15 protein-coding genes are annotated in these 10,810 nt (G+C 73.0%); 9 read left to right on the top strand and 6 right to left on the bottom strand.

The features are described from left to right. Positions 1-547 precede the first annotated feature (547 nt). The 4 genes from D0D15_RS34370 to mrf are packed head-to-tail and all read right to left on the bottom strand — an operon-like array spanning position 548 to position 3,223. The gene (locus D0D15_RS34370) at positions 548-1,597 is read right to left on the bottom strand and encodes a GTP-binding protein (RefSeq protein ID WP_094005287.1); all 1,050 of its coding nucleotides are present in this window, start codon (positions 1,595-1,597) and stop codon (positions 548-550) included. After that, positions 1,594-1,752, bottom strand: a complete 159-nt coding sequence (gene rpmF, locus D0D15_RS34365; RefSeq protein WP_094005288.1) for a 50S ribosomal protein L32 — start codon at positions 1,750-1,752, stop codon at positions 1,594-1,596. Before rpmF ends, D0D15_RS34370 begins: the two co-directional genes overlap by 4 nt. After that, positions 1,752-2,000 (bottom strand): type B 50S ribosomal protein L31, encoded by a 249-nt coding sequence (locus D0D15_RS34360; RefSeq protein ID WP_094005289.1) that lies wholly within the window; start codon positions 1,998-2,000, stop codon positions 1,752-1,754. Before D0D15_RS34360 ends, rpmF begins: the two co-directional genes overlap by 1 nt. Next, the gene (gene mrf / locus D0D15_RS34355) at positions 1,997-3,223 is read right to left on the bottom strand and encodes a ribosome hibernation factor-recruiting GTPase MRF (RefSeq protein WP_094005290.1); all 1,227 of its coding nucleotides are present in this window, start codon (positions 3,221-3,223) and stop codon (positions 1,997-1,999) included. Before mrf ends, D0D15_RS34360 begins: the two co-directional genes overlap by 4 nt. A 50-nt stretch (positions 3,224-3,273) precedes the next feature. Between mrf and rpmB the strand changes: the two genes are divergently transcribed. Genes rpmB through cobA form a run of 6 tightly spaced genes read left to right on the top strand, consistent with a single transcriptional unit; the run spans position 3,274 to position 5,927 of the window. After that, complete coding sequence (gene rpmB / locus D0D15_RS34350) at positions 3,274-3,510, top strand: 50S ribosomal protein L28 (protein ID WP_094005291.1); 237 nt, start codon at positions 3,274-3,276, stop codon at positions 3,508-3,510. After that, positions 3,510-3,674: a 50S ribosomal protein L33 gene (gene rpmG, locus D0D15_RS34345; protein ID WP_017988077.1), complete on the top strand. Its 165-nt coding sequence runs from the start codon at positions 3,510-3,512 to the stop codon at positions 3,672-3,674. Before rpmB ends, rpmG begins: the two co-directional genes overlap by 1 nt. After that, positions 3,674-3,979, top strand: coding sequence for a 30S ribosomal protein S14 (gene rpsN / locus D0D15_RS34340; RefSeq protein ID WP_094005292.1), 306 nt, complete (start codon positions 3,674-3,676; stop codon positions 3,977-3,979). Before rpmG ends, rpsN begins: the two co-directional genes overlap by 1 nt. Beyond that, entirely contained in the window at positions 3,976-4,224 is a 249-nt protein-coding gene (gene rpsR, locus D0D15_RS34335) for a 30S ribosomal protein S18 (protein WP_094005293.1), read from the top strand. The genes rpsN and rpsR overlap by 4 nt, the downstream gene beginning before the upstream one ends. Positions 4,225-4,273: 49 nt before the next feature. After that, positions 4,274-4,660: an ankyrin repeat domain-containing protein gene (locus tag D0D15_RS34330; RefSeq protein ID WP_094005294.1), complete on the top strand. Its 387-nt coding sequence runs from the start codon at positions 4,274-4,276 to the stop codon at positions 4,658-4,660. 37 nt (positions 4,661-4,697) lie between these two features. Further along, positions 4,698-5,927, top strand: a complete 1,230-nt coding sequence (gene cobA, locus D0D15_RS34325) for a uroporphyrinogen-III C-methyltransferase (RefSeq protein WP_115945050.1) — start codon at positions 4,698-4,700, stop codon at positions 5,925-5,927. Here cobA and D0D15_RS34320 read toward each other — a convergent pair. Then, entirely contained in the window at positions 5,915-6,742 is an 828-nt protein-coding gene (locus D0D15_RS34320) for an alpha/beta fold hydrolase (protein WP_094005466.1), read from the bottom strand. The two genes, cobA and D0D15_RS34320, sit on opposite strands and share 13 nt — an antisense overlap. A 68-nt stretch (positions 6,743-6,810) precedes the next feature. On the opposite strand from D0D15_RS34320, the gene D0D15_RS34315 reads away from it, so the two are divergent. Both D0D15_RS34315 and D0D15_RS34310 read left to right on the top strand, forming a co-directional pair. Then, entirely contained in the window at positions 6,811-7,653 is an 843-nt protein-coding gene (locus D0D15_RS34315) for a crotonase/enoyl-CoA hydratase family protein (RefSeq protein WP_094005296.1), read from the top strand. A gap of 11 nt (positions 7,654-7,664) precedes the next feature. Continuing rightward, a complete protein-coding gene (locus D0D15_RS34310; RefSeq protein WP_094005297.1) occupies positions 7,665-9,368 on the top strand; it encodes an AMP-binding protein in 1,704 nt (567 codons plus the stop codon). Between the two features lie 34 nt (positions 9,369-9,402). On the opposite strand, the gene D0D15_RS37450 is transcribed toward D0D15_RS34310, so the two are convergent. Continuing rightward, positions 9,403-9,837: a hypothetical protein gene (locus D0D15_RS37450; RefSeq protein WP_233157242.1), complete on the bottom strand. Its 435-nt coding sequence runs from the start codon at positions 9,835-9,837 to the stop codon at positions 9,403-9,405. A gap of 156 nt (positions 9,838-9,993) precedes the next feature. Here D0D15_RS37450 and D0D15_RS34300 point away from each other — a divergent pair, with 156 nt between their 5' ends. After that, complete coding sequence (locus tag D0D15_RS34300) at positions 9,994-10,197, top strand: hypothetical protein (protein ID WP_094005298.1); 204 nt, start codon at positions 9,994-9,996, stop codon at positions 10,195-10,197. Positions 10,198-10,810: the final 613 nt, after the last annotated feature.

Here is a 10,810-nt window from a genome sequence, read left to right as displayed (position 1 = left end):
TCTTCCGCCGCTGCACCCAGTTCCGCAACGTCTGTGCCTCATCAACGGACAAGGCCAACTCAGGCAGCTTCGGATTCGGCATGCCGCACCCTACAGCTGAACTCGAATTAACGACTCAGGACACTAGTGCGCCGCGTGGTCGTGCCGTTGTCCAGGTGGTGACGTCGGGCGTCGAAGGTAGGTGGCCGTCCGCCGCGGGAACCGCTTCACTTGCGATGCCGGGCCTGGTCGCCGGGCCCGGGAATGACCGCCTGGCTCGCGCGTCGGCGTAGGTCGCGGGGATGGTGCGGGAGGAGCTGGCCTTGCCGAGGACTCGGTGGCGGCGGGCGCGGCCGCTACCGAGGCGGGTACCCGCGGTTGGGACATCAGCGGCTCGGTCATCGGCGAGTCCCTGGCCCGACGGCGGTCAGGCCAGGGACCAGAGGGCGGCCGTTGCCCTCGGCCAGACGGTGTAGCCAGGTGGTCCAGCCGCCGCGGCCGGCCGCCGCTTCAGCACCACGTCCCAGGCGCCTTCGCCGACCAGGCGGCGATGCCAGGTCCAGAGACCCTAGTGCGCCGCGTGGTCGTGCACCGCCCAGGCGGGGAACGGGTCGGGACCCGCTTCCTCGCCGAGGCAATCCGCCAGCGCCGCCGTCAGTGCCGCGTGGTCCAGGCCCGTCCCGATGAACACCAGCTCCTGCCGCGCGGGCCCGCTGCCCTGCGGTTCGAACCGCGCCACCGAACCGGCCTGCGACCACAGACCCACCACGCCCGGACGGGACGCCAGCGCGAAGAACCCCTTGGCGCGCAACACCTTCCCGAACCGGCCGGAGTCCAGGTCCCGCGTCACGAACGACCACAGCCGGCCCGGGTGGAACGGCCGGTCCGCCCGGAACACGACACTGGAGATGCCGTACTCCTCGGTCTCCGGCACGTGGTCGCCGTTCAGCTCGGCCACCCAGCCGGGCGCCTGCTGCGCCCGTTCGGCGTCGTAGCGGCCGGTCCCGAGCACCTCCCGCACCGGCACGCGCCCGAAGCCGGCCCGGATCACCTCCGCCGCCGGGTTCAGCCGCCGCAGCAGCGCCTCCAGCCGGGCCAGCTCGCCGGGGCCCACCAGGTCGGTCTTGTTCAGCACCAGGACGTCGGCGAACTCCACCTGGTCGATCAGCAGGTCGCTGACCGTCCGCTCGTCACCGTCGTACTGGTCCAGCGACCGCTCGGCCAGGCCGTCCCCGCGGTCCAGCTCGCGGGCGAAGTTCACCGCGTCCACCACGGTGACCATGGTGTCCAGCCGCGCCCGCGGCAGGAACGTGAACGTCGCCGCGACCGGCATCGGCTCGGAGATCCCGCTCGACTCGATCAACACGTGGTCGAAGCGGCCCTCGTCGCACAGCCGGCCCACCTCCTCCAGCAGGTCGTCCCGCAGGGTGCAGCAGATGCACCCGTTGGTCATCTCGACGAGCCGCTCTTGCGTGCGCACGAGCGCGGCGTCGATGTTGACCTCGCTCATGTCGTTGACGACCACCGCGACCCGCAGGCCCTCGACGTTGCCCAGCACGTGGTTGAGCAGCGTCGTCTTCCCCGCACCGAGGAACCCCGACAGAACGGTGACCTTCACCGGGCCAGCCGGTGGAAGTGGCCGAGCAGCCTGCGCGGCACCAGCTGCTCCTTGCCGTCGATCACCACCGGCACCAGGTCCGGCTTGACCGCCTTCCACTGGGCGCGGCGGTGGCGGGTGTTGCTACGCGACATCTTGCGCTTGGGAACGGCCATCACTTCCGCCTTCCGTAGCGGCGGTGGAACTTCTCCACCTGGCCCGCGGTGTCCATGATCCGGCGCGCGCCCGTCCAGAACGGGTGCGACCACGCGCTGACGTCGACCAGCACCAGCGGGTAGGTGTTGCCGTCGCGCCACTCGATCGTCTTGTCCGAGGTGATCGTCGACCGCGTCAGGAACGCGTCCCCGGTCGCGGTGTCCTGGAACACCACCGGGTGGTAGTCGGGATGGATGCCCGGTTTCACTGCTTCTCCGTTCCGGACGTGACGTTCACGTCCTGCGTCTCGTCGGTTTCTTCGCACGGCTCCTCGTGCCAGGCGCCGAACGGGTCGTCGTAGGTCAGCCACTCCCGCTGCCCGGCGGCGAGCTCGGCGTCGGTGAGCAGCGCCCCGGACAGCGCCTCCTCGATCTCGGCCGGCGTGGCCTGATCGGTGACGACGAAGATCTCCGAGGCCCGGTCGCCGAACACCGGGTGCCAGCGCAGCGACGCCAGCGTCCGCCGCTCCGGGGACACGTCCGTCCACGCCGGACCGTCCGGCGCGTCCAGCCACGGCCCGGCGTGCCCGACGCCCAGGCCACCGCCGGCCGACTCCAGCCACAGCGCCATGTCCGGCTGGCTGGCCACCCACACCCGGCCGCGGGCGCGCACGACGCCGTCCAGCAGCACGTCGAGCGCGTCGTGCAGGCGCTCCGGGTGGAACGGGCGCTGCGCGGTGAACAGCAGCGTCGCCACGCCGCAGTCGGCGCCCAGCGGCGGCTCGCCGTGCAACAGCGGGCCGTGCATGTCGGTCACCTCGCCGCGCCGCGCGCCCGCGAGCACCTCGGCCAGGCGCGAGGTGCGCAACGCCGCCGGGGCGACGCGGTCGAGCACGGCCGCGGTCTTCGCGTCGGTCCAGGCGTCGGCGGTGCCGGTCAGCACGAGCACGTCGGCGAACTCGGCCTGCGACAACGCGACCTGCGCGACCGTCCGCTCGTCGTCCTGGCTGGCCTGCAGCCCGCGCTCCTCCAGGGTGTCGTCACCGGTGGCGTCGGCCAGCCAGGTGCCGCGGTCGAGCACCGTGTGCACGCCGTCGATCGCCACGAAGTCGCTCACCGGCCGGTCGCCGACGAGGACGTGCCGGATCGCCCAGCACACCGGCTCCGGCTCCATCGCCTCGTCCAGCCGCACCGCGATGTGCCGCACGCCGGGCGTGCCGGCCAGGCGGCGCAGCAGGGGGAGCAGGTCCTCCCGCAGGGTGCAGGACACGCAGCCGTGCGCGAGTTCGAGGACGGTCGTCTCGTCGCGGTCGCCCAGCTGCAGCCGCCGCCGCACGACCCCGCCGCGGATTTCGCGCAGGTCGTGGTGCACGACCGCGGTGCCGGGCCGGGCCGCGCGGACCTGCTCGGCGAGGTCCGCGGTGGCCGCCGGGACGAGGCCGCTGATCAGGGTGAGGGGCACCCGGGTGGTGCCGGTCGTTTCGGGATCCACGCGTTGTAGAGTAGTTGGTAATGAAAATCGATACCAACTAGGGAGGGTGGATGTCGGCGGTCTGCCAGGTCACCGGCCGCAAACCGGGCTTCGGCAAGCAGGTGTCCCATTCGCACCGGCGGACCTCGCGGCGGTGGGACCCGAACCTCCAGCGGCGCCGCTACTGGCTGCCCGCGGAGGGACGCTGGGTCACGCTGCGGGTCTCGGCGAAGGGCATCAAGACGATCGACAAGCGCGGCATCGAGGCGGTCGTCGCCGAGCTGCGCGCGAAGGGGGTGAAGCTGTAGTGGCCCGCAACGACGTCCGGCCGATCATCAAGCTCCGCTCGACCGCGGGGACCGGCTACACGTACGTGACCAGGAAGAACCGGCGCAACGACCCGGACCGGATGGTGCTGCGCAAATTCGACCCGGTGGTCCGCCGCCACGTCGAGTTCCGGGAGGAGCGCTGATGGCGAAGAAGTCCAAGATCGCCCGCAACGAGCAGCGGCGTGCCGTCATGGCCCGCTACGCCGAGCGCCGCGCGGAGCTGAAGGCGGTCGTGTCCTCGCCGCGGTCCACCGCGGACGAGCGGGCGGCTGCGGTGTCGGCGCTGCAGAAGCTGCCCCGCGACGCCAGCCCGACGCGGCTGCGCAACCGCGACACCGCCGACGGCCGCCCGCGCGGCTACCTCCGCAAGTTCGGGTTGTCCCGGGTGCGGCTGCGCGAGATGGCCCACCGCGGCGAGCTGCCCGGCGTGTCGAAGTCGAGCTGGTGAGCGCCGTGCCCAAGTACGTCAAGGAGCGGCCCGGCCGCCGTCGCCGCAACCTGCTCGCCGAGGCGGACGTGTCCGTTGTGGACTGGAAGGACGTGGACCTGCTGCGCAAGTTCATCTCCGACCGGGGCAAGATCCGCGCCCGGCGGGTGACCGGCCTGTCGCCGACGCAGCAGAAGCAGGTGGCCCAGGCGATCAAGAACGCCCGCGAGATGGCGTTGTTGCCCTACCCCTCGTCGGCGCGCTGAGGTGGTGCGGTGCGGGCCGGGTGGCCCGCACCGCACTAGGCTCGGCGTCATGAGCGAGCCCGATCCCGAACTGGTCGAGCTGTGGAGCCGCGTCTTCCAGATGGCGCGGGAGGGGCGGACCGAGACGCTGGCCGCCTACGTGGACGCCGGCATCGCGGTCAACCTGACCAACGACCGCGGCGACACGCTCGTGATGCTGGCGGCCTACCACGGCCACGCGGACACGGTCAAAGCACTGCTCGACCGCGGCGCCGACCCGAACCGCCTCAACGACCGCGGCCAGAGCCCACTGGCCGGCGCGGTGTTCAAGAACGACCCGGACGTGGTGAAGGCGCTGCTGGCCGGGGGAGCGGACCCGGACGCGGGCACGCCGTCGGCCGTGGACACCGCGCGCATGTTCGGCAATACGGAGTTGCTCACACTCCTGCAACCCTGAGGTGTCATCGGCGCTTCCGGCAGGCATGCTTGTCCGCATGCCCGAAGACCAGCACTACCTCGTCGGCCTCGATCTCGCCGGGCGGCGCGTGGTGCTCGTCGGCGGTGGCACCGTCGCCCAGCGCCGGCTGCCCCGCCTGATCAGCGCCGGGGCCGCGGTCGAGCTGATCTCGCCGTCCACCACGCCGGCCGTCGGCGGCATGATCGACGCCGGTGAGGTCGTCTGGCACCAGCGCCGCTACGCCGACGGCGACCTCGACGGCGCCTGGTACGCGCTGGCCTGCACCGACGACCCCGAGGTCAACGCCGCGGTCTGCGCGGAGGCCGAGCGGCGCCGGATCTTCTGCGTGCGCGCCGACGCCGGCATCGAGGGCACCGCGGTGACCGCCGCGGTCGGCCGCCACGAGGGCCTCGTCGTGGGTGTGCTGTCCGGCGGCCAGCCGCTGCGCTCGGCGGCGGTGCGCGACAACATCGTGGAGGCCCTGCACACCGGCGCGATCGCCGGCGATCTCACCCCGCCGGACGCCACCGAGCTGCCCGGCGTCGCGCTCGTCGGCGCGGGCCCGGGCGATCCGGAGCTGATCACCGTCAAGGGCCGCCGTCTGCTCGCCCGCGCCGACGTCGTCGTCGCCGACCGGCTGGCCCCGCGTGAGCTGCTCGACGAGCTGCCCCCGGACGTCGAGGTCGTGGACGCCGCCAAGATCCCCTACGGCCGCGCCGCGAGCCAGGAGTTCATCAACGCCACCCTGATCGAGCACGCCAAGGCGGGCAGGTTCGTGGTCCGCCTCAAGGGCGGTGACCCGTACGTGTTCGGCCGCGGCTTCGAGGAGCTGCTCGCCTGCGCCGAGGCCGGGGTGCCGGTGACGGTGGTCCCGGGCATCACCAGCTCGATCGCCGGGCCGGCGGCCGCCGGGGTGCTGGTCACCCACCGCGGGGTCGCGCACGAGGTCGTCGTCGTGTCCGGGCACGTCGCGCCGGACCACGAGAGCTCGCTGACCGACTGGACGGCGCTGGCGAAGCTGCGCGGCACGATCGTGCTGATGATGGGCGTGGAACGGCTCGGCCAGTTCGCCGCCGCGCTGCTCGACGGCGGCCGCCCCGCCGACACGCCGGTCGCGATCGTGGAGAACGGCACCATGCCGGCCCAGCGCGTGCACCGCTTCACCCTGGCCACCGCGGCGGAAGACGCCAAGGCCGCCGGGGTGCGCCCGCCCGCGGTGATCGTGATCGGCCCGGTCGCCGGCCTGCTGCCGGATCAGCTCCGGTAGCAGCGCCGCACGAAGTCCAGGATCGCCGCGGTCAGCCGCTGCGGGTCGAACCGCAGCTCGACCGGGCTGCGGGCCTGCACGAACTCCGCGTGGGGCAGGTCGGCGGCGAGGGTGTCCGCGTCGCCGAACGGGTGAATCGGGTCGCGCTGGTGCCCGATCACCAGCGCGGGCACCTCGATCCGCCCGCGCACCGACCGCGGCGGGGCGATCCGGCCGAAGAACACGCCGTGCAGCAGCGCGGCCATCGACGCCGGGCGCTGGTCGAGGGTGTCGGTGACGACGTCGACCCACTGGCTGCCCTGCGGCACCAGCCCGGCCACCTTCGCCACCGCCTGCACCCCGAACGGCACGAACCGCGCCGCGAACAGCAGCGGCGTGAACGCCAGCAGCCCGGCGACGATCGCGTTGTCCAGCACCGGCATCTCCACCACGATCCCGCGCAACCGCTCCGGCGCCTTCACCGCCACCTCCAGCGCCACGTTCGCGCCGAGCGACGTCCCGCCGACCACCGCGCGGCCGACGTCCAGGTGGTCCAGCAGCGCCATCACCTGGTCGCCGAACGCCGGGATCGAGTAGTGCCACGACTCGCGCGGCCGGTCGGAGTCGCCGTGACCGAGCAGGTCCAGGGTGATCACCCGGAACCCGTCGGCGGCGAGACGGCGCGCCAGCGGCGCGTGCATCCGCCGGGTGAACATCAGGCCGTGGGCCAGCACCACGACCTGGTCGCCGGTGCCGAACTCGGTGTAGCAGAGCCGGTGGCCCTCGAAGGTGAACGCGGCAGCCAGTCCGGTGGTCTCCAGGGGACGGGTCAGCATGACGATCAGCAAACCATCCCGCGCGGGCTTGTGCGCGCGAATGCGTCCGGATGCGTCAAGATGGCCGCATGACTGACACCGCCGACAAGCTCCCGGACCTGGTTTCGCTCGCCGTCGAGCGCACCGGCCCGGTCGCCCGCGTCACCCTGCTCGGCCCGGGCAAGGGCAACGCGATGGGCCCGGACTTCTGGCGCGAGCTGCCGATCGTGTTCCGCACCCTGGACGCCGATCCCGCGGTCCGGGCGATCGTGCTGACCGGCAGCGGGAAGAACTTCTCCTACGGCCTCGACCTGCCCGCGATGATGGGCGGGTGGGCGCCGCTGCTCGCCGGGGACGCCCTGGCCGGCCCGCGCACCGAGTTCCTCCGCGAGATCCGCGTCCTGCAGGACAGCGTCACCGCGGTCGCGGAGTGCCGCACGCCGGTGATCGCCGCCGTGTCCGGCTGGTGCATCGGCGGCGGGGTCGACGTCATCGCGGCCGCCGACGTGCGGCTGGCCAGCGCGGACGCGAAGTTCAGCGTGCGCGAGGCGAAGGTCGCGATCGTGGCGGATCTGGGCAGCCTGCAGCGGCTGGCCGGGATCATCGGCGAGGGCCACCTGCGTGAGCTGGCCCTGACCGGCAAGGACATCGACGCGGCCCGCGCCGAGCGGATCGGCCTGGTCAACGACGTGTACCCCGATCAGGACGCGGTGCTGGCCGCGGCCGAGGACCTGGCCCGCGAGATCGCCGCCAACCCGCCGCTGGTCGTCCAGGGCGTCAAGGAGGTCCTTTCGCTCAACACCGAGCGGCAGGTCAGCGACGGGCTGCGCTACGTCTCCACCTGGAACGCGGCGTTCCTGCCCAGCAAGGACATCCAGGAAGCGGTGCGGGCGTTCATGGAGCGCCGCGCGCCGGAGTTCACCGGCGAGTGAGGAGGAACGCCATGAGCAACACCGCTCACCAGCGGTTCCGCGAGGCACGCGACTTCCTGCTGGCGCACCGCGAGGACTACGACACCGCCTACCGCGAGTTCGCCTGGCCGCGGCTGGACGAGTTCAACTGGGCGCTGGACTGGTTCGACGTCGTCGCCGCCGATCCGGCCAACGCGGAGAAGTACGCGCTGTGGATCGTCGAGGAGGACGGCGGCGAGGGCCGCTGGACCTACCCGGAGATGTCCCGCCGCTCCAGCCAGGTGGCCAACTGGCTGCGCGGGCTCGGCGTCCGCCGCGGCGACCGGCTGATCCTGATGCTCGGCAACCAGGTCGAGCTGTGGGAGACCATCCTCGCCGCGATCAAGCTGGGCGCGGTGATCATCCCGGCGTCGACCCTGCTCGGGGCGGCCGACCTGCGCGACCGGGTCGACCGCGGCAACGCGCGGCACGTAGTGGTCCGCTCGGCCGACACCGGGAAGTTCGCCGACGTCGCCGGGGACTACACCCGCATCGCGGTGGGGGAGCCGACCGAGGGCTGGCACTCCTTCGCCGACGCCTATTCCGCGGAGGAATCGTTCACGCCGGACGGGCCGACCGCCGCGGCCGATCCGCTGCTGCTGTACTTCACCTCGGGCACCACGGCCAAGCCGAAGCTCGTGCAGCACACGCACGTGTCCTACCCGGTCGGGCACCTGTCCACGATGTACTGGATCGGCCTCGAACCGGGCGACGTGCACCTCAACATCTCCTCGCCCGGCTGGGCCAAGCACGCGTGGAGCAACGTGTTCGCGCCGTGGAACGCCGAGGCCACGGTGTTCCTGTACAACTACACGCGCTTCGACGCCGGCGCGCTGATGGCGCAGATGCAGCGGTGCGGGATCACCAGCTTCTGCGCGCCGCCGACGGTGTGGCGGATGCTGATCCAGGCCGACCTCGGCGCGCTGGAGACGCCGCCGGTCAAGGTGGTCGGCGCGGGCGAGCCGCTCAACCCGGAGGTGATCGACCAGGTCCGCAAGGCGTGGGGCGTGACCATCCGGGACGGGTTCGGCCAGACCGAGACCAGCGTGCAGATCGCCAACACGCCCGGCCAGGAGGTCAAGCCCGGGTCGATGGGACGTCCGGTGCCCGGCTTCCAGGTGGTGCTGGTCGACCCGGTGAGCGGGCAGCCGGCCGAGGAGGGCGAGATCTGCCTCGACCTGACCGAGCGGCCGGTGGGGCTGATGGTCGGGTACGCCGACGACGCCGACCGGACGGCGGAGGCGTTCCGCGGCGGCTACTACCACACCGGTGACGTCGGGTCGGTCGACGAGAAGGGCTACATCACCTACGTCGGGCGCACCGACGACGTGTTCAAGGCGTCGGACTACCGCATCTCGCCGTTCGAGCTGGAGAGCGTGCTGCTGGAGCACGAGGCGGTCGCCGAGGCGGCGGTGGTGCCCGCGCCGGACCCGATCCGGCTCGCGGTGCCCAAGGCCTACGTCGTGCTCGCGGCCGGGTACGAGCCGGACGCGGCCACCGCGGAGAGCATCCTGGCGTTCTGCCGCGAGCACCTGGCGCCGTACAAGCGGATCCGGCGGCTGGAGTTCGCCGAGCTGCCCAAAACCATTTCGGGCAAGATCCGGCGCGTCGAGCTGCGCGGCAAGGAGCAGGCGTCGCCGGAGTCGCGCCCGGCGGGCGAGTTCCGCGAGGACGACTTCCCGGGGCTCAAGGGCTGAGGACGGGCCGCCCCCGGTTCGTGGCCGGGGGCGGCTACTCCGCCTCGGTGACGCGGGCGAAGACGGTGTCCTCGCCGCGGCTGCACGTCGTGCCGCCCTGGGAGGCGGGCGGGCCGGACACGCACAGCCAGCCGTCCACGGTCTCGCCGACCGGGCGGCCCGACCCGGCCGGCTGCCGCCCGGCGATCGCCTGCTGGAAGCGGGTCACCAGGTCGGTGGCCTGACCGCAGCTCAGGCCGCTGGTCGTGGTGTCCATGACCTGGAGCGTCAGCCCGCTGGCGGCGCGCACGGTGCCGCACTCGTCCGCGCGGGCCCCGGCCGGGCTGGTCGCGGTGGTGCTGGTCGCGGTGGTGCTGGTGGTCGCCGGCGGTGGGCTCGATGCCGGCGCGACGTCCGGTGTATCGGTACAGCCGGCGAGGACACCGGCGGACAGGAGCAGCAGCGCCAGGGCGCGGCGGGGTGCGGTCATCAGTGGTTGCCTCCTGGATCCCGAAATTACCGTGACAGCGGCGAAATCGCTGGCAGGACGCGCCCGGCGAGGCTCCATTGTGGACGCTGATCCACCGGCCGGGTGAATGGTCGACGGGAGGCTAACACTTCGGTCTCCTCGCGCGACTCCACAATCGTGTTGAGCACCGAAACCGCGACCGAGACGGACCCGCTCCCTACCGCCCCCTGCTCCGTGGTGTGGAGCCAGGGCCGCCCCTACGTCCTCGAGCCCGGCGCCGGGACGCTGCGCTGGGTGGGCACCGACCACCTCGGCCGCCCGCTCACCCTCAGCGGAGACGAACTCCGCCGCCGCGGCTGGACGCACCGCCGCGCGGGCTGACCCCGAAGGGGCGCCGGACAGAGGCGCCCCCGGCCCGCTGGCGTACCCCTCGCGCGCCGCGGAGCCTCGGATACACGCTTGCCCGGGCTCGTCCACCGTTGGCGGCGGCCGGCCGGCGAGATGCGGGCCGCGGCTCGGGGAGCTGGCGAACGCCTGGCGCGCCGCGGAGCCTCGGATGGGCCGTTGCCGCCCCGGCGACACGGACACCACCCGGAAGCTGGTGGAGTGCCTCCGGCGGCAGGACCGCCACGACCGCGCCGTGGCGCGTGCCCGCCGTTGGCGGCGGCTAGGCGCCGAGACGCGGGCCGCGCCTCGGGGAGCTGGCGAACCCCTGGCGCGCCGCGGAGCCACGGTGCGTGCTTGCCGCGCGCACGACGCCCCGGCCCGTCCCGTCCGGCCGCGGAGCCCACTGCGACCCGTGAAATGCGGAAACCTCCGGCCCGGCCGCGTTCGCGCTTCTCACCCGGCTGGGCCTTCCCGCCGCAGGCGGCGGCCCATGACGCCCAGCCCGCTGCCGGCCCTGAAGTGCGCCTCCGGACCGGAAACCCCTGTCCCGTCCGCCTTCGCGCTGCTCACCCGGCTGCCGACCGCCGCAGGTGCGGCCGTGACGAGC

The organism is Amycolatopsis thermalba, from assembly GCF_003385215.1.
Classification (GTDB): domain Bacteria; phylum Actinomycetota; class Actinomycetes; order Mycobacteriales; family Pseudonocardiaceae; genus Amycolatopsis_E; species Amycolatopsis_E thermalba.
The sequence above is the reverse complement of the archived record's forward strand: the minus strand, read 5'-3'. Positions and strand labels throughout refer to the sequence as shown.

Excerpts from the sequence above, each read along its gene's own strand:
- rpmF (WP_094005288.1), bottom strand. The coding sequence starts at position 1,752 with ATGGCCGTTCCCAAGCGCAAGATGTCGCGTAGCAACACCCGCCACCGC.
- rpmB (WP_094005291.1), top strand. The coding sequence starts at position 3,274 with ATGTCGGCGGTCTGCCAGGTCACCGGCCGCAAACCGGGCTTCGGCAAG.
- rpsN (WP_094005292.1), top strand. The coding sequence starts at position 3,674 with ATGGCGAAGAAGTCCAAGATCGCCCGCAACGAGCAGCGGCGTGCCGTC.
- D0D15_RS34330 (WP_094005294.1), top strand. The coding sequence starts at position 4,274 with ATGAGCGAGCCCGATCCCGAACTGGTCGAGCTGTGGAGCCGCGTCTTC.
- cobA (WP_115945050.1), top strand. The coding sequence starts at position 4,698 with ATGCCCGAAGACCAGCACTACCTCGTCGGCCTCGATCTCGCCGGGCGG.
- D0D15_RS34320 (WP_094005466.1), bottom strand. The coding sequence starts at position 6,742 with ATGCTGACCCGTCCCCTGGAGACCACCGGACTGGCTGCCGCGTTCACC.
- D0D15_RS34315 (WP_094005296.1), top strand. The coding sequence starts at position 6,811 with ATGACTGACACCGCCGACAAGCTCCCGGACCTGGTTTCGCTCGCCGTC.
- D0D15_RS34310 (WP_094005297.1), top strand. The coding sequence starts at position 7,665 with ATGAGCAACACCGCTCACCAGCGGTTCCGCGAGGCACGCGACTTCCTG.
- D0D15_RS37450 (WP_233157242.1), bottom strand. The coding sequence starts at position 9,837 with ATGACCGCACCCCGCCGCGCCCTGGCGCTGCTGCTCCTGTCCGCCGGT.